The 18,550-nt window shown below is 61.6% G+C and carries 21 protein-coding genes and 1 pseudogene; 13 read left to right on the top strand and 9 right to left on the bottom strand.

Translation table 11 applies throughout. The annotated features are described in order from the left end of the window. Positions 1–87 precede the first annotated feature (87 nt). Positions 88–2,964 (bottom strand): SNF2-related protein, encoded by a 2,877-nt coding sequence (locus tag ABG80_RS09950; protein WP_058087545.1) that lies wholly within the window; start codon positions 2,962–2,964, stop codon positions 88–90. A 48-nt stretch (positions 2,965–3,012) separates the two neighbouring features. On the opposite strand from ABG80_RS09950, the gene ABG80_RS09945 reads away from it, so the two are divergent. The 5 genes from ABG80_RS09945 to ABG80_RS23775 all read left to right on the top strand — a co-directional run bounded on the left by ABG80_RS09945 (position 3,013) and on the right by ABG80_RS23775 (position 7,749). Further along, the gene (locus ABG80_RS09945) at positions 3,013–4,206 is read left to right on the top strand and encodes an ATP-binding protein (protein ID WP_152987559.1); all 1,194 of its coding nucleotides are present in this window, start codon (positions 3,013–3,015) and stop codon (positions 4,204–4,206) included. 9 nt (positions 4,207–4,215) lie between these two features. Further along, complete coding sequence (locus tag ABG80_RS09940; RefSeq protein WP_058087543.1) at positions 4,216–4,770, top strand: helix-turn-helix domain-containing protein; 555 nt, start codon at positions 4,216–4,218, stop codon at positions 4,768–4,770. A gap of 119 nt (positions 4,771–4,889) precedes the next feature. Continuing rightward, positions 4,890–6,035 carry a multiubiquitin domain-containing protein gene (locus tag ABG80_RS09930; protein ID WP_083505981.1) on the top strand — a complete coding sequence of 382 codons (1,146 nt, stop codon included), beginning with the start codon at positions 4,890–4,892 and terminating at the stop codon, positions 6,033–6,035. Continuing rightward, positions 6,032–7,420 (top strand): ThiF family adenylyltransferase, encoded by a 1,389-nt coding sequence (locus ABG80_RS09925; RefSeq protein ID WP_058087540.1) that lies wholly within the window; start codon positions 6,032–6,034, stop codon positions 7,418–7,420. The genes ABG80_RS09930 and ABG80_RS09925 overlap by 4 nt, the downstream gene beginning before the upstream one ends. Further along, a complete protein-coding gene (locus ABG80_RS23775) occupies positions 7,417–7,749 on the top strand; it encodes a DUF6527 family protein (RefSeq protein ID WP_083505980.1) in 333 nt (110 codons plus the stop codon). Before ABG80_RS09925 ends, ABG80_RS23775 begins: the two co-directional genes overlap by 4 nt. A gap of 949 nt (positions 7,750–8,698) precedes the next feature. Here ABG80_RS23775 and ABG80_RS09920 read toward each other — a convergent pair. Together ABG80_RS09920 and ABG80_RS09915 are read right to left on the bottom strand one after the other, a co-directional pair. Next, positions 8,699–9,007 (bottom strand): hypothetical protein, encoded by a 309-nt coding sequence (locus ABG80_RS09920; RefSeq protein WP_058087539.1) that lies wholly within the window; start codon positions 9,005–9,007, stop codon positions 8,699–8,701. After that, positions 9,004–9,504 carry a hypothetical protein gene (locus ABG80_RS09915; protein WP_058087538.1) on the bottom strand — a complete coding sequence of 167 codons (501 nt, stop codon included), beginning with the start codon at positions 9,502–9,504 and terminating at the stop codon, positions 9,004–9,006. Before ABG80_RS09915 ends, ABG80_RS09920 begins: the two co-directional genes overlap by 4 nt. Positions 9,505–9,634: 130 nt before the next feature. Between ABG80_RS09915 and ABG80_RS09910 the strand changes: the two genes are divergently transcribed. Continuing rightward, positions 9,635–9,961 carry a helix-turn-helix domain-containing protein gene (locus tag ABG80_RS09910; RefSeq protein ID WP_058087537.1) on the top strand — a complete coding sequence of 109 codons (327 nt, stop codon included), beginning with the start codon at positions 9,635–9,637 and terminating at the stop codon, positions 9,959–9,961. A gap of 11 nt (positions 9,962–9,972) precedes the next feature. Here the strand turns inward: ABG80_RS09910 and ABG80_RS09905 are convergent, their stop codons facing one another. From ABG80_RS09905 to ABG80_RS09890, 4 genes are all read right to left on the bottom strand, one after another. Then, positions 9,973–10,227: a helix-turn-helix domain-containing protein gene (locus tag ABG80_RS09905; RefSeq protein WP_058087536.1), complete on the bottom strand. Its 255-nt coding sequence runs from the start codon at positions 10,225–10,227 to the stop codon at positions 9,973–9,975. Between the two features lie 5 nt (positions 10,228–10,232). Continuing rightward, positions 10,233–10,562 carry a helix-turn-helix domain-containing protein gene (locus ABG80_RS09900; RefSeq protein WP_058087535.1) on the bottom strand — a complete coding sequence of 110 codons (330 nt, stop codon included), beginning with the start codon at positions 10,560–10,562 and terminating at the stop codon, positions 10,233–10,235. 170 nt (positions 10,563–10,732) lie between these two features. Continuing rightward, positions 10,733–11,095: a hypothetical protein gene (locus tag ABG80_RS09895; protein ID WP_058087534.1), complete on the bottom strand. Its 363-nt coding sequence runs from the start codon at positions 11,093–11,095 to the stop codon at positions 10,733–10,735. Then, positions 11,092–12,138, bottom strand: a complete 1,047-nt coding sequence (locus ABG80_RS09890; RefSeq protein WP_058087533.1) for a DNA-binding protein — start codon at positions 12,136–12,138, stop codon at positions 11,092–11,094. The genes ABG80_RS09895 and ABG80_RS09890 overlap by 4 nt, the downstream gene beginning before the upstream one ends. Positions 12,139–12,245: 107 nt before the next feature. On the opposite strand from ABG80_RS09890, the gene ABG80_RS09885 reads away from it, so the two are divergent. After that, positions 12,246–13,502 carry a tyrosine-type recombinase/integrase gene (locus ABG80_RS09885; RefSeq protein ID WP_058087532.1) on the top strand — a complete coding sequence of 419 codons (1,257 nt, stop codon included), beginning with the start codon at positions 12,246–12,248 and terminating at the stop codon, positions 13,500–13,502. A gap of 255 nt (positions 13,503–13,757) precedes the next feature. Here ABG80_RS09885 and ABG80_RS09880 read toward each other — a convergent pair whose 3' ends face one another. Together ABG80_RS09880 and ABG80_RS09875 are read right to left on the bottom strand one after the other, a co-directional pair. Then, on the bottom strand, positions 13,758–14,168 hold the full coding sequence (locus ABG80_RS09880) for a hypothetical protein (protein WP_058087531.1): 411 nt from the start codon (positions 14,166–14,168) through the stop codon (positions 13,758–13,760). Positions 14,169–14,274: 106 nt separating this feature from the next. After that, entirely contained in the window at positions 14,275–15,381 is a 1,107-nt protein-coding gene (locus tag ABG80_RS09875; protein ID WP_058087530.1) for a nickel/cobalt efflux protein RcnA, read from the bottom strand. An 84-nt stretch (positions 15,382–15,465) separates the two neighbouring features. Between ABG80_RS09875 and ABG80_RS09870 the strand changes: the two genes are divergently transcribed. From ABG80_RS09870 to ABG80_RS09850, 6 genes and pseudogenes are all read left to right on the top strand, one after another. After that, positions 15,466–15,747, top strand: a complete 282-nt coding sequence (locus tag ABG80_RS09870) for a metal/formaldehyde-sensitive transcriptional repressor (RefSeq protein WP_058087552.1) — start codon at positions 15,466–15,468, stop codon at positions 15,745–15,747. Positions 15,748–15,754: 7 nt separating this feature from the next. Then, positions 15,755–16,213: a hypothetical protein gene (locus ABG80_RS23460; protein WP_235513813.1), complete on the top strand. Its 459-nt coding sequence runs from the start codon at positions 15,755–15,757 to the stop codon at positions 16,211–16,213. Between the two features lie 130 nt (positions 16,214–16,343). Then, complete coding sequence (locus tag ABG80_RS09865; protein ID WP_058087529.1) at positions 16,344–16,538, top strand: hypothetical protein; 195 nt, start codon at positions 16,344–16,346, stop codon at positions 16,536–16,538. A 71-nt stretch (positions 16,539–16,609) separates the two neighbouring features. Next, positions 16,610–17,381: pseudogene (locus tag ABG80_RS09860) on the top strand (motility-associated protein). A gap of 176 nt (positions 17,382–17,557) precedes the next feature. Continuing rightward, positions 17,558–17,974 (top strand): hypothetical protein, encoded by a 417-nt coding sequence (locus ABG80_RS09855; protein WP_067512197.1) that lies wholly within the window; start codon positions 17,558–17,560, stop codon positions 17,972–17,974. A 130-nt stretch (positions 17,975–18,104) separates the two neighbouring features. Further along, positions 18,105–18,449, top strand: a complete 345-nt coding sequence (locus ABG80_RS09850; RefSeq protein ID WP_058087527.1) for a CzcE family metal-binding protein — start codon at positions 18,105–18,107, stop codon at positions 18,447–18,449. Positions 18,450–18,550 lie beyond the last annotated feature (101 nt).

The raw sequence follows: 18,550 nt of genomic DNA, 5'->3' as shown, positions 1-18,550 counted from the left end.
CTAAAACGGCGACATATTTCGGCGTCGTGTCGTTGAAATCGACACATGGGGCAGCATGTGTCGACGAAATTCTATTTCGATAACACGTCAGGCCACTTCCCACCGAATGGTGAAGAGGTGGCGGGTGTGGCTGGCGCGGTGCAGGCGTTTTTCCAGCGCGTCGATCAGCGCATCACGGCGAGCTTCGATCTCGTCTTCCACGGCGAAGATGTCTTGTCGCTGACGGCGTTGATCACCTTCCACCTTTCGCGTCTCGTCCTGCAGTCTGCGGGCTTCGTCCATGCTGGTGGCCAGACGTGCCTGGCGCTTGAGGGCCTTGAGTTTGAGTTTGGTGTCCTCAAGGGCTTGCTCCGCAGCAAAGATGCGGTCCTCGGCCCAGGCATCCAGTTTGTCGCGTTCCTGCTGGAAGAACTTGTCGTTTTGCTCCAGGGCACGGCTGAGCGCCGCGTCCAGTTGCCGGCGTGCATTGCCTTGCAAGGTGTTGGGCACCGGCAGGTCAATCGGGGCTACGCTGGCAGTCAGCTGAAAGAGCTTCTCGCAGGTTTCCTGATCCAGCACCTGGTCATCATCGGTGCAGCCCGTGAACACCAGATGTTCTTCGCGTTGAAAGCTGTCCAGTTCCAGCAAATTCAGTTGCAACCAGCCCCCCTTGCCGGCCAATTGCTCCACCACGCTGATGCGGGGCTTGGCTGAGCGGTATTCAAAACGCAGCAATGCCTGGGGTGTGGCGGTGTTTCGACCCTGGTCGAGCACGTACTCGCCAAGGGGGTGGGTCAGGCGGTACACCCGGGCGTGTTCCAGCACCTTCTCCGCCACCGAGTCACCTTTGCGGATCAGTTGGTAGGTGCCTGGTGGAGCGGCGGCCACTGGCGGCTCAGGCAGATCGAATGACAGTTTGTTCAGATCGAAGCGAGCCCGGCCATGCAAGACATGCTGAGTGAGCAGCCAGAACAGGCGCGAAACGCGGTCGAGCTGCGACTCGGCGCGTTCGCGGTGCGTGCGAAGGCGGTCATGGATGTCGGCGTCGAAATGCTCCAGCAACAGGCGTTCGGTTTCCTGCATGCGCGCTTGGATGTCAGCGTCCAGCTCCGCTCGCAACTGCGCAAAGGCGGCCTCGATGGCTTGGGGGCTGCGGCATTGGTCGTAGATCTCGGCAATGCGGCGTTCAAAGTCGATGCCGCTTTCGATGCGACCCAGGATCTGGTCTGAAGCGCCGAACACGCCGTCAAACAGGTGGAATTTGTCTTGCAGCAGCTCCAGCACGCGCTGGTCGGCTTCGTTGCGTTGGTTCAGGAAGTTGATGACCACCACATCGAACTTCTGGCCATAGCGGTGGCAGCGGCCAATGCGCTGCTCAACGCGTTGAGGGTTCCAGGGCAGGTCGTAATTGACAACTAGCGAGCAGAACTGGAGGTTCACACCCTCGGCAGCGGCCTCTGTGGCAATGAGGATGTCTGCCTGCTCGCGGAAGTGGTCAATCAAGGCGGTGCGTCGGTCGACGGCCGGTGAGCCTGTGACACGGTCAGACCCGACATGACGGGCCAACCAGCGCTGGTAAATGCCGTTGCTGCCCGCCCCCTGGTTTTGACCGCTGAAGGTCACCACCTTGCCTGCATGGCCGTGCGCCTCAAGGAAGCGCGCCAGGTACTCCTGGGTGCGTCGTGATTCCGTGAAGATGACAGCTTTGCGCGCAGCCCCCATCTGGCCCATGCGCTCAAAGCCTTGATCAAGGGCTCGCAGCAGCGCGTGAGATTTCTGGTCTTCTCTCACTTTGCTGGCCAAGTCGATGTAGTGATCGAGCTCGGCGATCTCGGATTTCAGCAAGGCCAAGTCCACGGCTGCGGGGGCGCTGGTGGCTTCATCCTCAGCCTCCAGCTCATCGACCAAGTCGGATTCGAGGTCTTCGTCGTCCAGCAGCTTGCCCAGCCAGTCTTCGTCAATGCTTTGCTCGTTCAGCAGCGCTTGCAGGCGGGCGCGCATGCCTTGCAGCGTAGCCAGCACGGCTTCAGTGGATGAGGCCAGCAACTTGCGCAATACCAGTGAAACCAGGTGCTTCTGTCGCAGCGGAAAGCCGTAGCTGAAATCACGTTGCAGGTAGGCCGTGATGCAGGCGTAGAGCTCTTGCTCTGCGTCGCTCGGTGCAAAAGGCGTGGTCAGGGCATGGCGCTGTGTGTAGGGCACGTACTCCAGCACGTCACGGCGCAGGGTGCGTTGCACGAAGGGCTTCAGGCGCTGTCGCAGGGCATTCAGATCGCCATCACTGTGGCTGTATCGGGTGCGGAAGCTGCGCTCATCACCGAACACGTTCTCGTCGATCAGCGAAGTCAGGCCATACAGCTCCATCAGGGAGTTCTGAAGGGGCGTGGCTGTCAGCAAGAGCTTTTTGCGGCCCGCCAAGGCGCGTTTGAGCGATTGGCCGGTTTCATGACTTTTGCGGTGGGCGTTGCGGAGCTTGTGTGCTTCGTCGATCACCACCACGTCCCATGGGATGGCGCCGAGCTGCTTTTCCATCCTCGTCGCGAAGTTGTACGACATGACGCTGATCACATCTCGGTTCAGCGGATCGAACTCGCCGGCCTTGCGCAGCAGTCCCCACGTACGGGCATCGAGCACTTCGGCGGGCAAGCTGAACTTGTCTGACAGCTCTTGCGCCCATTGCTTTCGGAGGGCTGCCGGGCAGATCACCAGCAAGCGGCGGCGGCGCTCTGCCCAGAGTTGACACATCACCAGTGAGGCTTCGATGGTTTTGCCGAGCCCCACCTCGTCGGCCAGCATGACACCTTGGCTTAGCGGGTTTTGCAAGGCGAACAGCGCCGCATCGATCTGATGGGGATTCAGGTCAACGCTGGCGTCGAACAGCGATTGGGAAAGTCGGTCTTCTTCGGAGGAGGACCGCTTGCGCGACAGTTCCCACGCGAAGTACTTGGCGTGGAATGCGGAAATGCTTTGAGCGCTGTTGGACACGATTTCTCCCCTTGCGGCCAGCTGTCTTTGTGGACGAAAGCGTAACCGATGGGCAGCAATTTCCAGTGGGCTGGGCTGCCCGTGTGTTCAGTACCCGGCTTGGCTGCCTCGGGGCGAATATCATTTGAGGAAATGCTAGAAATCGTTCGGGACTTTGTCAGTCAAAACCCAGGGTTGAAGGCGAGAACGATTGCTTCTCGCCTTGACATAGAGCGCTCCACCATCAACGCGTTGCTTCATGCGAACAAGGACACATTCCATCAGGACGAGTCCTCCTGCTGGTCAGTGGTGCCACCAGCGGAGCTGCGGGTTGAATTTGGAGTTGACGGTAAGAAGTGGCTGACCGCCAGAGACGTCGAGAAACTGTTGAGCAAGGCTGGTTCACCGCTGGACTCGCCGTGTCAGCGGGTGGTGTTCAGCCTCAAAAAGGGCTCTCACATGATGCTGGATGCGCTGGCTCGACTGCTGGCGCTCAGCAATCAACTTGCTCACGCGGGCAAGACAGTGGTGCTTGACTTCACCGAGTCACGAAGCACGTACACCTATCTGGACCGGTTGGGGTTTTTCGACCACTTGAATGGGGCGATTCAGGCGCTGCCCAAGCGGGCTTCGCGCGGCCGGTCTCAGGAGTTCAGGGGCAACAATGATGGCCTCATGGAGCTTCGGTCGATCGATCCAACGAAGGAAGATCGTGAGGTGCCCGATCTGCTGGAGCGCAGTTTCGTGAGTTGTGCGGGCGAAAGCTATTCCGTTGCGGTCAGCACCATCTTGTACGAGCTATATCGCAATGTTCTTGAACACTCGGGCACGCAAGCCCCGGGGCTTGCTGGACTTCAGTTCTATAAGGCGAGCGGAAGAATCCAGGCCGTCATATCAGACAGTGGTGCCGGCATTGTCGGAACCTTGATGCCTGTGCTTGAGGCGCGCTACCCCGATGTGGCCAAGAAGGTTGCATCTGCGAAAGGTCACCCAGGCGTCACGTTGTTGAAGCAGGTTTTTTCCTCGGGTGGCATCAGCAAGGTTGACGATGATGGCCGTGGAACCGGGCTGAAGATCTCGGGGGACAAGGCGAAAAAGTTCAAGGCAACGATATCGGTTCGGCAAAGCGACTTCGAGTTGCGCATCGAGCACCGTGACGATGGCGTACGGTTTGCGTCAGCCGCCGACCTTGTGCGCATCGAGGGCACACACATTTGTTTCGACTTCAGGCTCACGCTTGACGCCCCCGGCAACGCTCTTTAAACTGCTAAAATGAACCAGAATTCCATCGTCGTGAAACTACGCGACTTCACGGGAGGCACTGATCGTCCGTTTGGCAATAGCCAAGGGAAGGCTGTTTTCCGTGGTCTGGCGGACTTTGTGGAAGCTCACCCGGCCACGCGAGTGTTCGGTGTTTCCCTGGATGGCATCGAGGCGACCGACGCCTCTTTCCCTCGTGAAAGCGTGATCGCTCTCGCCAAGCAACTGCGTGGCGAGAGAGGGATCTATCTCACGGATCTGCACAACAGGGACTTGATCGACAACTGGAGCTATGCGGCTCTGGCCAAGGCGCAGCCGATGGTCATATGGAACGGGCAAGACTTTGAAGTGATCGGGCCCGAGATGAACCAAGCGACCAAGGCGCTCGTCCACTACGTGCTTCAGCAGGGCCAAGTGACGACCTCTCAGGTCGCCGCCGATCTGGGCCTGTCTGTACAGAACGCCAGCACGCGGCTGAAGAAGTTGGTCCTGGAGGGCTACTTTTTGCGCGTTGAGGAAGTGGCTGAGACGGGCGGCATCGAGTTCAAGTACCTCGCCATCAAGTAATCTGGATAAACGGCTTGCTTTAAGCAGAACTTGGTGATAGTCTTCACACCAAGTCCTCGGCAGTGTTGTTGTGGGCGAAGTTAAACAGATTCATTTAAGCAGAAAGAAAGGACACTGCAATGAACGCCCAAAACCAGCATCCGGCGAACAGCCAACATGAAATCGGCACCCATGAACTGCACCTGATCAGCGATGAGCTGTGCACCGTGCGCGTTTGTACCCCGCCCAACGCGCATGAGGCGCTTGGTGAACATCTCCTCTCTTTGGTGGGGCATCCTGTTTCCCCTGATCAGATCGTGCTGCAGTTGCTGCACGGCGGAGGAATGGAGAGCATCCGGCTCGATGAGCGCATCAACTTGGCGCAGGGGAACACGTTCGTGATTGCCTCGGGCGATCGGGTGTACCGCTTCACCATCGATGGCAAGCAGTATGAGTGGCCACATCGCTTCATCTCTGGGGCGCTGCTGCGAATGCTTGCGGGGAACCACCCTCAGACGGTGATCGAGTTGATCGGTCCGCAAGACGCCGTGGAGGTCGCCGCCAACGAGCGTGTTGACCTGACTCTCCCCGGCGTCGAGACGTTCAGGTCGCGGATCAAGCCTCAGGCCTGGACCTTGTCGATCCAGGGGGTCTTGCTGGAGTACAACCAACCAGAGGTCAAGGTGGCAGACGCCATGGCGCGAGCTGGCTACGACCCGAACAAGTCGTGGCACATCTACCTCATCGTGCATGGCCAGCCGAAGCAGGAGATCACGGGTGACTTTGTCGTGGACTTGCGCCAGCCGGGAATTGAGAAGATCAGGCTCATGCTGCGAGACGTCAACAACGGCGAATGCGCTTCACTCGCGCCTACCCGTGCCTTTCAGCTGCTCCCCAAGGATCATCAGTACTTGGATGCTCTGGGCCTGAAATGGGAAACCGTGATCGAGCACGATGCAACTGCCGGCGCCACGCGACGCTGGTTGCTCATCCACGACTACCCCCTGCTGGAGGGCTTTTCTCAATCCAAGGTTCAGTTGGCCCTGGAGATCGTGCTGGACTATCCAGCCGCCCAGATCGACATGTTCTATTTCCTGCCCTTTGTATCACTGGCCAATGGCCAGGAAGTTGCCAGCACCCAAGTGCGGGCAACCATCAAGGGGGCGACGTTTCAGGGATGGTCGCGCCACCGCAATGGGGCGAGTGCATGGGATCCGAACTCAGACTGCGTGCAGACCCAGCTGGCTTTGGTTGAATCTTGCATGCTCAAGGAGCTGGGCGCATGACGCCCGCCACCACGCTGAGCCTGACGCAGGCAGCTCACCGGCAGCTGTTGGCTCACCTGTTCCCCGGTGATGGTAAGGAAGCCGCCGCCGTATTGGTGTGCACACGTGTACCCGAACCGCGTGTGCGGCTGTTGGTGAAAGACATTGTTCTGGTGCCGCATCAAGCCTGCAGCCGCCGTACGGAAAACGCTCTGACTTGGCCTGGCGAGTACATCGAGGCAGCAGTTGATCTGGCGGAACCTGCTAGGTTGAGCATCATCCTGCTGCATTCCCATCCAACGGGCTACCCGGACTTTTCTCGGGTCGACGATGCGAGTGACTCGGAGGTCATCCCGTGCCTTCAGGCTGCGGTCGCGGCGGATCATGGTTCAGCAGTGATGCTGCCTGATGGCCGGATCTTGGCGCGCTTGTACAGCCCAAGCGGCCAAGCGACACCGGTCGACCTTGTGTCGGTGGCGGGGGATGACCTGAGCTTCTGGTGGCGTGAACAGATTGCTTCCCCAGCGTCGCGTCCAATGGCGTTCACCCCCGAAATGAGCAAGGAGCTTGGGCGTTTGACTGCTTGCGTCATTGGTGTTTCTGGCACGGGTTCCGTGACGGCTGAGCAGGTGTGTCGACTGGGTTTCGGTCGAGTGATCGGCATCGACCATGATCACGTTGAAGAGAAGAACCTCAACCGAATACTGAACACCACGCTGGCTGATTCGCATGGCGCGAAGATCAAAGTCCACGTATTCGCTGATCGCATCAACCTCTTGCGGGCAGAGCCCTTTTTCTCGCCAGTTGACGCTGATGTGATGACCCGGCGTGCGGTGCTGGCGGCGTCACAAGCAGATGTCATCTTCTGTTGTGTCGACAAGCTTCGCGCAAGGATGGTGGCAGACCGCCTGGCTGCGGCATTCCTGCTGCCATTGATCGACGTGGGTGTGGCCATCCCCACGCGTGCCACACCGCATGGACTGGCGATTGCAGAAGTCACTGGGCGGGTGGACTACGTGTTCCCTGGTGGAAGCAGCCTGGCTGATCGCGGCGTTTACACCGCTGCATCTCTGCATGCTGAAGCTCTTGAGGAGGCAGACCCAGCGGCGCATGCCGAGCAAGTCAAGGCGGGTTACATCGATGGCATGTCCGAACAAGGCCCCTCGGTGATCACGCTCAACATGCGTGCCTCTAGCGCATGCGTCATGGAGTTCATCGCCAGGGCATATCCATTCCGGCAACAGCCCAACTGCAACTTTGCGCGCACGCGCTTCATGCTTGCAGAGGCATTTGAAGAGCATGAGGCCGAATCGGCTATCCCAGTGAAATCAACTTCCTTGTTGGGGATCGGGGCGACGGAGCCGTTGCTTGGACTGCCGGTACTCGGGTACCAGGAGCGCGCATGAGTCAGTTCAAGATTGCTTGGCTCAGGCTCGCGGAGTGGTGGGCCGGCCCTCGAAAACTGATTGAGGTACAGGGGGACTTACCACTTGATCAGTTGCCGCCAAGAGATTTGGTGTTGCTGCGTGAGGGCGGGGAGGCATGGTCGGTCATGATGCGCTGCCCTTGCGGCTGTGGTCAATCTGTGGAGCTTCCGCTGATCCGTGAGGCCCGTCCTCGCTGGTCACTTCAGGTGGATCAGGATGGGCACCCCACGCTGGCGCCCTCTATCTGGCGACGCGAGGGGTGCCGTGCACACTACTTTGTGAGGCGTGGCAAGGTGGTGTGGGTCTGACAAGCTCACTCGGTACAGGGCGATGGATAGACCCAGTGCGAACCTGCCTCGACTCAGCCATAGTTACGGACTCTATTCCGGGGCGATGTCGGTCGAATCGTCCATTTTTACGGACTTTATTCCATGGTTACTGACTCTATTCCGTTGAACCACGTCGACCTCGATCAGGAGTGCGGCCAACTGCCGCTGCCAGGGTTTCGCGCGCGAAAGTCCCTTCTGCAGCAGCGCCACCAGCTCCTGAACGTCCTGGATGGAGGGTTGGCCGATATTCAGGAAAATTTATCAAAAAGTGAGCTAACTCTTTGATATTAAACGACTTTTCGAGCGCAAAAGTTGTGCTGTACGAGCCCCTCTTCTGGCCGAGCGCAACTCGCCCTTCCGCACGCTACGGTGACTGGCTAGAGTCCCGGACTGTGAAGGTCCAGCCATGAAGAGAATTCGAGTCGCACCCGGCAAGTTCGTCACCATTTCCGCCGAGCTGGCAGAGAGGGCGGCGCGCGTGTTCGGCGCCGGGCTCATGCGCGATCACGTCCTCGCGCTGAGTGGGACCGAGCCGAAGGGCACAGCCGGTCTTATGGCTGGCTCACCAAAGCCCCTGGCCATCGCGAAGGTCCGAGGCGCTGCGAAATCTAGACCTCTACCCGGCAAATCCGCACGTTCCCGCTGAATGCGGAACTTCCGCATGCAGCGGGATTTGCGGGAACCTCGTCACCACGAGCACCACCGCTAGCCGTCGGTCAGCAGCGATTTGAAGCCCCGCCGAATACGGCCGGTGTGTCGGCGGTCACCGCGGCGGCCCTGTGGCTTCGGTGAGACTTCAATCCGACCAAGCCCGGCCTGGAACCACACGCGCTGGCCCAGCCGCCACGGCAAAGTGCCTTCTGGCAGTACGACTTGCTGACTACCGTCGGGACGGCGCTTCAGCCGGGCCACCGTTGATGGGGGATGCTTACCCCTCATGCTTTCGACCTGGAGGATCGTCGGACCCAGCCGCTGTTGATGCACTTGGTGGCGCCAACACTTCTTCAATGCTGCCATCGCGAAGCCAGATGTCGATGGCGTTGTTGATCGTGTCCGACATCCGCTGCTCCATGTCGATTAGCCAGTAGATATCGCGGCCATCGAACATCAGCTTCCCCTGGCCCGGATCGATCAATACGTCGTACTGCTCTCGGCCATTGAAGAAACCCAGCATGATCTGCTTGCGAATATCAAAGTGGCGTTCGACGTGAGCGCCCTTGCTGCCAGCGCCGCTCATGAGCTTTTCTTCCCGTGGCGGGCGGCACGGCGCGCCCGGCGATTGGGCGCCTGGCCGGCCGGCTTCGGGTCGACGCGCAGCAGCAGTTCCTTCTCGACGTCGCCGACGTGCTCCGGGATCAGCCCGCAATCGAACTCCTTGCCGTCGGTGTCGGCCAGCACGATGTGCTTGCCAGTGGGCGAGCTGTGAACCCAGACCTCTCGGATCTCGCGAGACCACCACTGGCCGGTGGGCGACTGCCAGGCGGGCATCATGCACACGATGCCCTTCACCCGGTCGGCGTCGAGCGGGCGCAGCACGTCGGCCAGGTCGTACTCCCAGGCGATGCACAAGGTGCGCGTGATGCTCAGTTCGGGCTCATCCGGATCGACGAGCTCCACCGAAAGCAGGAACCATGGCGCGTGCAGGCTCAGCTCCACCATGCGCCAATGCTGGGTGCCCGGGTCGTCGAGGGCTGGCGGGATCGGGAACTCGTACTCGGGGTGCGAAACGAACATGGGCAGCTGTCGCAGGCGGGTCGATCCGCCGGCTGAGTTTTGGAAGCCGCGGATTCTTTGAGCAGGCCTGCGATATGCAAATTCTTGATATGGAAACGGCTGGGATACGGTGCGAGGCTGAGAGAAATCCATGTCCAAATCCCTATACAGCCGCCACAACGAAGCCTTCCTGAAGAAGCTCAAAGGCCTGCGCGAGTCACGCCAACTGCGCCAGTCCGACCTCGGCGATCTGCTGGGCCGCAGCCAAGGCTGGGTCAGCTACGTCGAGAGCGGTGCCACCACCCTCAACGTCATCGAGCTGCGGGAGTGGATCGAGGCGCTGGACTTCAACTTCATGGAGTTCCTGCAGGAACTGGACGATGAGCTGCGTTGGCTCAGCAGCGTCCGTCTGCGCACGCGGCCGCGCAAGCGTGCTGCCGGGGCGGCGAACGGTCGGCGGGCTTCTGGAGAGAAGTGAGTCGGGCCCGCTCAGTGGCGGTCCGAGCCCGTGGCCCGCGCCAGGCGTCGATCCATACGCTCGGCAAAGCCCTCGAGCGAGGACTCGCAGACTTGGCACCACCGAAACAGCTCGACCACGTCGACGTGGCGCTGTCCTGCTTCGCTGAGATCGACGTCGGCTGTCTCGATGCCAAGCTGCTCAGCCAACTTTCGCCGGCTCAGTCCCGCCTGTAGCCGGAGCTGGGCCAGCTCTGCGGCGAAGGCAGCATCGGCCGTCGGCTGCATCGGGTTCACGTCGTCCGGCGATGCCTGTCTCGCGAGCCCAGCCGCAGGTTCTCGAACGAGGCAATTTCGTCGCGGACAGCGGCCAGGACCTTGTCGATTTCTGCCAGGGTGCCCTTATTGCAGAACGACAGCGTCAGCAGGGTCAAGGGATGGACGTCCATCGTCTGCGCCAGCTGGGCGACCTTGTTCAACGACGGGCTCGCGCCCTGGTTCTCCAGGCGGCTGAGGTGGGTTCGCCCCGAAACCTCGTAGAAATCTTCCTGCGACAGCCCACGCTCGAGCCGCACAGCGCGAAGCGCCTGGCCGAATTTGGGGGGTGCTGCCTTGAGACTCATTGCGGGCCGATTCCGGCCCGCATTGGCTCATCACGCACCTTTAAGGACTACACCATATAAGGTGCGTTTGCATGGGGAACTTGGCCTAACTGGACCCATCTGAACCGTATCGGCCACTGCCAAGCGCGGCCACTACCAACCCCGGTAGCGAAAGGCTGATGCGGACGCCTCTACGCCAGCTCGTCGAAAGCAGCCCGCAGCTTGTCTCCGAGGTCGCTGACCAGCGCCACGGCCTGGAGCGGTGGATAGTCCGCCCGGCTGTCGGCCAGTGACGCTGCGGTGCAGCGACAGGCGCCGGCGACAGCTTCGGCCGCAGCGACGATCTCACCGTTCGGCTTCTCCATGGCAATGGTCAACCGGAGCACCTGCACCAGTCGGTCGACGTCGCCCAGGCGCGCAGCCAGTTGGCGCTGCCAGGGCTTTGCTCGGGTCAGCCCCTTGAGGATCAGCCGCACCAGATCGTCAAGGTCATTGATAGTCTTGGCCACCGCGACCAGCTTCGGGTCCGCGGGGCTTTCCGTCGCACCACTCATGTCCCGCCGGAGCCTGCCTTGCGGCGACTACCGCGCCCGGTTGTCGTGCTGCCTTCTGGTGCCGGCGGTGGTGTGAGACGCTCCACCATGGCCTGGAGGGTCTGGGCTTCGGCCTGATGGCGGGACACGGCCTGCTGACTGTCGGCGAGCTGCTGCTGAAGCTCCCCCACTTGGCGGGTGAGCTCGTTGCGGGCTTTGACCGCCGTGTCCAGCGCCAGTTTGGCCTGGTTGGCGTCGATTTCTAGGCGCGTGGCCTTGGCCGCATGCTGGACTGCCTGTTCCCGCGCGGCGGCTTCGACTTCGGCCATCTTCTGGCGCGCCGCCTCGGCCGCGGCATCGGCCCGTGCACGCGCCTGGCGCTCCTGCTCGATCTCCTTGAGCGCACGGCGTTCGGCGCCGGCGGCGCGTTCGTTGGCGGCCTCGACCGCCTCGCGGGATCTGGCCAGCTCGGCCGCAAACCCCTCCTGCAGCGCCTGCTGCTGCCGGCCAGCCTCTTCGAGCTGACTTTGCATTTGCTGGACCCGGGCCTGGGTTCCGGCGTGGGCACGGCGCTCGGCCTCCAGTTCTTCGCGCGTGGCCTGGCTCACGGCCTGAACCCGCTCCATGTCGGCGCGCTGCTGCTCGGTGGCTGCGTGCATGCGGGCGACCGCCTGTTCGGCGATGTCGCGGCTGGCCCGAGCCTGTTCGGCTTCCTGCTGGAACTCCAGCCGGGCTGCGGCCAGCTCCGCCCGGGCCGCTTCCGTCGCCTGGCTCCAAAGCGCTGCGATGGCCTCTGCGGCCACGGCCTTAATGGGGTCCGGCAGGTCTGGATGCTGGATGTCGACGCGCGCCCGGTGCCGCAGGTCGTCCCAGAACTTGCCCACCTCTTCGGTCGGCACGTTCATCGAGCCGCGCCGCACGTATTGGTAAAGCTTGTTGGCGGTCGGTGTGATCCCGAACCTGAAGAACAGCAGCGCGCAGACCTCGCGGTACAACGCTCGCGTATCGCCGAATTTGGCCTTCAGGGACTCGACTTCGGACAGGATCTCGATTTCGGTGCTCATGGAATTTATATTACTGCGTAATACGTTGGATTTCTAATGCTCAATTGAAGATTTTTGACATTAACCGTATAGTGTCAAAATTATCCAAAAAGACTGCTCGCGAAACCATGGAGACCCAAACGCCCGCCAAAACCGACGTCTTGGTGCCCGCTGGACTCGCGCCTGTCGGCGAAATCGTCGTCATTGATGCCCTGTCCGGCCGGGACGGCTCGAACCGATCCCGCGCGGGCAATCGGCAGCTCGACGCGGACACCGACCAGCACGCGGTGCTGGCTTGGCTGGCGCGGTTCGCCGGCAGCCCCAACACGCTGGCTAACGCCCGTCGCGAAGCCGAACGCTTGCTGCTCTGGTCGTTGACCGAGCGGAGCAAGCCGCTGTCGTCGCTGGCGCACGAGGACCTGCTGATCTACCGCCGCTTCCTGGCCAACCCACAGCCCGCCGAGCGGTGGGTAATGGCGCCCGGACGCAAGGCCGGGCGTCGGGACCCACGCTGGCGACCGTTTGCGGGACCGCTTTCGGAGGCCAGCATCCGGCAGTCGATGGTGGTGCTGAATTCAATGATGTCCTGGCTGGTCGAGGCCGGCTACCTGGCCGGCAACCCTCTTTCGCTGAGCCGGACCCGCCGCAAGGCACCTCCCCCGCGCGTGGTGCGCTTCCTTGAAGGGGACCTCTGGGAAGCCGTCCGCCAGTCCATCCTGGCGCTGCCGCAGGAGTCGCCGCGCCAGCGCGCGGTCTATGCTCGGGCCCGATGGCTGTTCAGCCTGATGTTCCTGGGCGGCCTGCGCATCTCGGAGGTTGTGGGCAACGGGATGGGCGACTTCTTCATGCGCTCGGATCCCAAGAGCGGCGACCAGCGCTGGTGGCTTCAGGCCACTGGCAAAGGCTACAAGGAGCGGCTGATCCCGGCCACAGCGGAATTGATGGTCGAGCTGATGAGCTACCGACGGTCGCTGGAGCTGAGTGACCTGCCACAGGTGTCCGAGCCCTCACCGTTGATCTTCCCTGTCGCATGGCGCCGCTCCACGCATCCTGCGCCGGCCTGGCCTGAACCGCTCACGCGCAGCGCCATCCATGGCATCCTCAAGGAGGTCTTCGCGCTGGCCGCCGATCAATGGCAGCGCGACGGGCGTGGCGACGCCCAGGCGGAAAAGCTCAAGGCGGCCTCTGCCCACTGGCTGCGCCACACCGCCGGCTCGAACATGTCCAACCAGATCGACCTGAAGCACGTACGCGACACGCTTGGCCACGTGTCAATCGCCACGACCAGCATATACGTCCACGGCGAAGACGACGCGCGCCACGATGCGGTCAGCGGCGCGCACCGCATGAGCTGGGAGGCGGTGGGCGGCGCGCCCAAGACCTGACCGATCTCAAACCTTCGCGAAGAGGCGGTATGGTTTTCATGGGTCCAAGCCAGCGTGCGTCCTGCACCGGGAACGCGCTGGTAACCGATGGCGGACTTCAATAGCAGCTGGACTACCCGCACACGCTCCTCTCTGAAGTGATGTTGGTTTCGGTGCCAAAACTGACGGTCTGAATTTCGCGTAAACCCGTAGTGCCTGCCAGCGCCTGGTCGCGGCGCGAGCCGCGGGTAGCCGAGACGCTAGAGAGCGGTCGATTCACAGTCCGTCACTTTCCGCACCGTCAACCAGAAGGTCCGAAATCAGCTGCATCCGTAAGCCGTTCCCGGAGTCAGCCTTGCGGCCCAGCAGCGCCTCGCTGAAATTGCATGCGACGTCGACCTCGACCATCAAGTCGCTGAGCTGCTTCTCACCGATGGCTCGGAACATGGCGTCGCGGGTGTTGGTGACCTTCTCGTAGACCTCCATCGCCTCGATCGGCGGGATGTGGATCTCCCCTTTGTCGCCGATCATGACCTTGCCTGCCTCAACGGTCTCGCCCAGCGCTTTTACGCTGACGCCAAGGATGGCTAGCAGTGGCTCGATGAAGCGATCAGGATCGACGGGCATGTTCAGCGCGCCCATCAGCACGCTGCGCTTCTTCTTCCAATCCTCCTTGGAGATCAGCATGCCATCACGCTGCGGAAAACCTCGCTGTGGTCGATCTACATGCGGCCGCCCTTGAGGCTCGACGATCGTCAGACTGCGCAGGGCATCCAGTTCGCCGTGCTCGTGATCACGTTTTGATCGACATCAGCGCGTGCCCACCTTCATAGACGAGATACAGCCCTACCAACATGATCAGCGCGCTCGAAAAGTACGGCGCCTTCCTGGCGAACTCGCCGAAGCCACGCCAGCGTCGAGACACATGCTTAACGCTCAGTGCGGCCATCGCGCCGGAGGCGATCATCGTCAGCGCCAGCCCGATGCTGAAGCACAGCACCAGCGCAGCGCCCAGCGTGAACTGCTTAAGCTGCAGGCATAGCAGCAACACCGTGATTGAAGCCGGGCATGGGATCAGACCGCCAGTGAGTCCGAACACGATGATCTGCCCCGTCGTCACATTGCAGTTGGAAAACCGGCGCTGGATGTCGTTGGCATGCGCACGCTCGTGGGCGTCCTGGCACTCCTGTTCGCCAAGGTCGAGACCTTCGTGCGAATGATCGTGCTCCTCGTAGACCAGATCGAATTCGTGACGATGTCCCTCGTGACCCAGGCTCAGGCGCGCCGTGAACTCATGCGGTTCGGGAGTCTCGTCGACCGATTCCAGGTAGCCGTCGCACTGGGCGAACTTGAAGATCTGCTGTGAACCGTCTGGTCGAGTCGTCGTGACTTCCACCTCCCCAGCCGTCCAGCCCTGGCCTCTTTCCGAGAAGAGGCGGAAGCGCGGCGGAACGCCGGTCTCGAAGATTTCCAGCCTAGCCACGCCGTGGCCTGTCAGAACGCGCTTGGATTCTTCGTGGTCCTTTCCATGGTCGTGATCGTGGGAATGCTCATGCCCACGTTGTTCGCTCCAGGTGCGCCACAACATCCACACAGCGACGGCGAGGATCACCAGGCCTGACGCCACCTGGAGAAAAGGCTCCGTGTTCTCCGCATTCCAGCCCTTGCCAAAGTGCAGGCCGGCCAGCGCCACCATCCAGACGATGGCCGTGTGCGACAGCGTAGCCGACAGGCCGAGCAGGATGGCTTGGCCTACCGTCCCGCGCATAGCGACGATGAAAGCCGCCATCATGGTCTTCGAGTGCCCGGGCTCCAGGCCATGCAATGCGCCTAGCAGGACGGCGCTGGGAACAAACAGCCAAGCATTACCCTGCTGCAGCAAAGTCGAGAACTCCGCCATGATCGCCGCGCGAACGGTTGGCCCCGGTCGTGCATGAATGTTTCGTCTCTGGTACTCTACCCTAGCACCCTACCCGATTTGCAAATGTCCCACACCGTCAAAGGTCAGAAGAGTTTGTTGGCGCGCGTCCGACGCATCAAAGGCCAGGCCGATGCCCTGGAGCGTTTGATCGAATCAGGCCATGACGTAGATGCTGGCAAGGTGCTGCAGCAGATTGCTGCCATCCGCGGCGCCGTCGCGGGGCTAATGGCCGAGGTGCTGGAGGGACACCTGCGCGAGCATGTCGCTGCGGAGGACATCACGCCTGAGCAGCGCTACGACGAAATCGAAGAAGTCGCTGCGATCCTACGTACCTATTTGAAATAGACCCACGATGCCGAACCCGGCCGCATCCACCTGCCCGCCTGTCACCGTGACGGCGCGGTGGTGGCTGCTCGCGCGCTGGGTGCTGGTCGCGCTACTCGTCGTTGACCAGGTGAGTGCGCCATTCCATGAGCATCAGCACGGTGGCGGCGTCGATGCGACGTGGTCGGCTGCACACAGCCATGACGACAAAAAAGCGACGACTCACGCCGAGGATGTCAATCACGACGGTGTCGGCCATTGGGCATTGGCGGTTCGTTCCACATCTAGTGCAGGTTCTGTCGCTGCTGCTGGCGAAGTTACGAACGATCTGGCACTGGCCTTCTTGGCCGGCCTGAACAACGAGGTTGTGTCGGAGGCCCGGGAGGGTGCCGATGCAGGGTTGACTTATGCCAGGTGGCGACCCCCGCCCATTTCGGCACACCGCAGTCTGCCTCCTGACGGTCACGCTCCGCCCGCGCTCGCCTGAACGCTGCTGCCCGTTGCTGTCGGTTGACGTCGTGTGATCCTTAAGGCCTGCCGGCGCCCGAGGCTTTGCCGGCTAGATCGGACAGCCATCTCCTTACCTCGCGCGCTCCTACGAGCGCTACCCATTCCCGATGAGGAGCATCGACATTTCGCATCTGCGCACGCACAACGCGGCCCTCGTGAGTTACATGATGGGGTCATTGCTTGTGCTGATCGTCGCTGTGGCGGTGCTGTGGGTGATCGTCATGCGCCAGCACTCGCGGGAGAAAAGGAAGCGGCAGCAGCAACACGCCGCCAAGCGCGCCAAGGGCCGCAAGCGTCGCTGACGACAGATGCGGCACCGTCAACTGTTTTCAGAGTCCGTCTCATGTTCATCATCCTCGGCTGAGGGCTTGCCTTGCCCTGCATCTTCAGCATCTTCAGCTTCCACGGCGGCAACATCGGCGTGGTACTGAAGGCGCTGCCATTCGAGCTGATCAAGGTCTTCGGCGCTGCGGTGCACGGCATGCTCGCCACAGATACGATGAAGGCCATGAAGGCTACGGCTAAGGGCCTAGGCGACTGCTTCAAGAGCAGCAAGTGCATCAAGGCGCGGTACCTTTAGCTGCTGGCAGTGCTCTACGAAAGCTTGCAAAAGGCGCGCAATGAGAGGCTGTTACCCACCGAGAGGGGCGTCGAAGACCCTCACAGACCATTGCCAAGGACCGCCACGTGGCCGAGTTCACGACGGACTACCTACGCTTGACGGTGTCGGGCAATGTGAACGCCTTGAGATCGAATCGCTGATGAACGCGGAGATCGAGACGCATCACTACGAGGCTTTCATGGCGGTACGGACATTGCAGCGACCGGCAGGCTGTCTGCCGGCCTTTGGAATCGAGGCCGCTGTGCTCGGCGTTGTGAACACGATGGGCTCTGTTGGGCAGCCGCCTGCGGTGCTGGGCGGAGTGATCGGCTCCGCGCTCGTTGGCACCTTCCTGGGCATCTTGCTGGCCTATGCCTTTGCAGAGCCCCTGGCAGGCGCTTTGGAAATCAAGGACGAGGAAGCTGGCAAGGAACTCCAGTGCATCAAAACCACGCTGCTGGCGTCCATGCAGGGCTACGCGCCCCAGCTCGCCATCGAATTTGGCCGAAAGGTCCTCTACCCAACCGAACGCCCAACGTTCTAGGAACTCGAAGGGCATGTGAAAGGCAAGAAATGAAGAAGCAACTCCTCCTGACTCCCGCTCGTCCCGCTCAGGCCATGGGCCTCTCACTCGTTGTCGGGGCCGCCGTGGCCCTCGGCTGTGCTGCGTCTGCCGCGCGTGCGCACGACGAGCCCATGCTGCCGCCGCCTGCTCCCCCCATGACGCTCGCCGAGAAAGCCGCCATGCTGTTCGGCAAGCAGCCCGGCCAGAGCTTCAACGCGGAGGCGCTGTCCAGCTCTCTTGGTACGCCCCGTACCGACACCATGACCATTACCCTGGCGCCTGGCAAGGGTGCTGAGGTCAAGGCCGCGATAGACGCCGGACAGGGCTTTGTCTTCCAGTGGACCGCGTCCGGCGAGGTGCTCGTGGACATGCACGGCGAACTTCCCGATGCCACCAGCGAATACACGAGCTACGACGTCGGTGTGAGGCAGCGTCAGGGCGCGGGCACCTGGGTTGCGCCGTTTGCGGGGCACCACGGCTGGTTTTGGCAGAACAAGGGCAAGGAGCCGGTCACTGTGAAGGTCACGGTGACCGGGTTCCAGAAGAGCCTGTTCCGTCCAGGCAAGAAGTAGCCATCGCGCCAGATGACAACTTTGTAATGCAAACGCCAGGGATGTCGTCAGGCCATGGTTTCTACATTGAACCCCGTGATGAACGAAGTTTGTTGCCTCCTCGGGCAAGGCGTTCATCGAGGAGTCCAACATGAAGCGTGCCACCCTGACGATCTCGACCCTGCTCGGCCTGCTGATGTCCGTCACCGCCGCACAAGCGACCCCGTTGCAGGAAAGCATGTTCAACGGGCGTTCGGTCTACGGCGTTCCTGCCTCCGCACAGCAGGCCAGCAAAGTTGTCGATGTCGACAAGGTCAGCGCGGTGAACGTTGAGTGTGGGGAGACCGTCGTCTTTCGAAAGGGCGAGCAGTCATTCGCCTGGAAGTTCGACACGGTGGGGCACCGCGCCGTGAACCTGGCAAAGATTGCGCCGAAGGAATTTGCCGGCAAGCCGCTGACGGTCTACGTCTCCCCCAACGAAGCCGAACGGACCTGACCATCGCTGCCTCGGCTTTCGCGCCGCGCGCGGTGTACCCATCGAAAGATGGGGGCTCGCCTGGTGCTCCCCGCCAGGCGAGCTTTTTCGTGACGTGCCAC

The organism is Aquabacterium parvum (assembly GCF_001447195.1).
In the GTDB taxonomy this organism is placed as follows: domain Bacteria; phylum Pseudomonadota; class Gammaproteobacteria; order Burkholderiales; family Burkholderiaceae_C; genus Aquabacterium; species Aquabacterium parvum.
This window is presented reverse-complemented; position numbering and strand designations above follow the sequence as displayed.

Bases quoted from the DNA above. Each gene is read 5' to 3' on its own strand.
- ABG80_RS09885 (WP_058087532.1), top strand. From the start codon at position 12,246: ATGGAGACCCAAACGCCCGCCAAAACCGACGTCTTGGTGCCCGCTGGA.
- ABG80_RS09875 (WP_058087530.1), bottom strand. From the start codon at position 15,381: ATGGCGGAGTTCTCGACTTTGCTGCAGCAGGGTAATGCTTGGCTGTTT.
- ABG80_RS09850 (WP_058087527.1), top strand. From the start codon at position 18,105: ATGAAGCGTGCCACCCTGACGATCTCGACCCTGCTCGGCCTGCTGATG.
- ABG80_RS09865 (WP_058087529.1), top strand. From the start codon at position 16,344: ATGAGGAGCATCGACATTTCGCATCTGCGCACGCACAACGCGGCCCTC.
- ABG80_RS09895 (WP_058087534.1), bottom strand. From the start codon at position 11,095: ATGAGTGGTGCGACGGAAAGCCCCGCGGACCCGAAGCTGGTCGCGGTG.
- ABG80_RS09940 (WP_058087543.1), top strand. From the start codon at position 4,216: ATGAACCAGAATTCCATCGTCGTGAAACTACGCGACTTCACGGGAGGC.
- ABG80_RS09910 (WP_058087537.1), top strand. From the start codon at position 9,635: ATGTCCAAATCCCTATACAGCCGCCACAACGAAGCCTTCCTGAAGAAG.
- ABG80_RS09880 (WP_058087531.1), bottom strand. From the start codon at position 14,168: ATGCTGATCTCCAAGGAGGATTGGAAGAAGAAGCGCAGCGTGCTGATG.
- ABG80_RS09915 (WP_058087538.1), bottom strand. From the start codon at position 9,504: ATGTTCGTTTCGCACCCCGAGTACGAGTTCCCGATCCCGCCAGCCCTC.
- ABG80_RS09945 (WP_152987559.1), top strand. From the start codon at position 3,013: ATGGGCAGCAATTTCCAGTGGGCTGGGCTGCCCGTGTGTTCAGTACCC.
- ABG80_RS09900 (WP_058087535.1), bottom strand. From the start codon at position 10,562: ATGAGTCTCAAGGCAGCACCCCCCAAATTCGGCCAGGCGCTTCGCGCT.
- ABG80_RS09925 (WP_058087540.1), top strand. From the start codon at position 6,032: ATGACGCCCGCCACCACGCTGAGCCTGACGCAGGCAGCTCACCGGCAG.
- ABG80_RS09905 (WP_058087536.1), bottom strand. From the start codon at position 10,227: ATGCAGCCGACGGCCGATGCTGCCTTCGCCGCAGAGCTGGCCCAGCTC.
- ABG80_RS09920 (WP_058087539.1), bottom strand. From the start codon at position 9,007: ATGAGCGGCGCTGGCAGCAAGGGCGCTCACGTCGAACGCCACTTTGAT.
- ABG80_RS09890 (WP_058087533.1), bottom strand. From the start codon at position 12,138: ATGAGCACCGAAATCGAGATCCTGTCCGAAGTCGAGTCCCTGAAGGCC.
- ABG80_RS23460 (WP_235513813.1), top strand. From the start codon at position 15,755: ATGCCGAACCCGGCCGCATCCACCTGCCCGCCTGTCACCGTGACGGCG.
- ABG80_RS09855 (WP_067512197.1), top strand. From the start codon at position 17,558: ATGACGCTCGCCGAGAAAGCCGCCATGCTGTTCGGCAAGCAGCCCGGC.
- ABG80_RS09870 (WP_058087552.1), top strand. From the start codon at position 15,466: ATGTCCCACACCGTCAAAGGTCAGAAGAGTTTGTTGGCGCGCGTCCGA.
- ABG80_RS09930 (WP_083505981.1), top strand. From the start codon at position 4,890: ATGAACGCCCAAAACCAGCATCCGGCGAACAGCCAACATGAAATCGGC.
- ABG80_RS23775 (WP_083505980.1), top strand. From the start codon at position 7,417: ATGAGTCAGTTCAAGATTGCTTGGCTCAGGCTCGCGGAGTGGTGGGCC.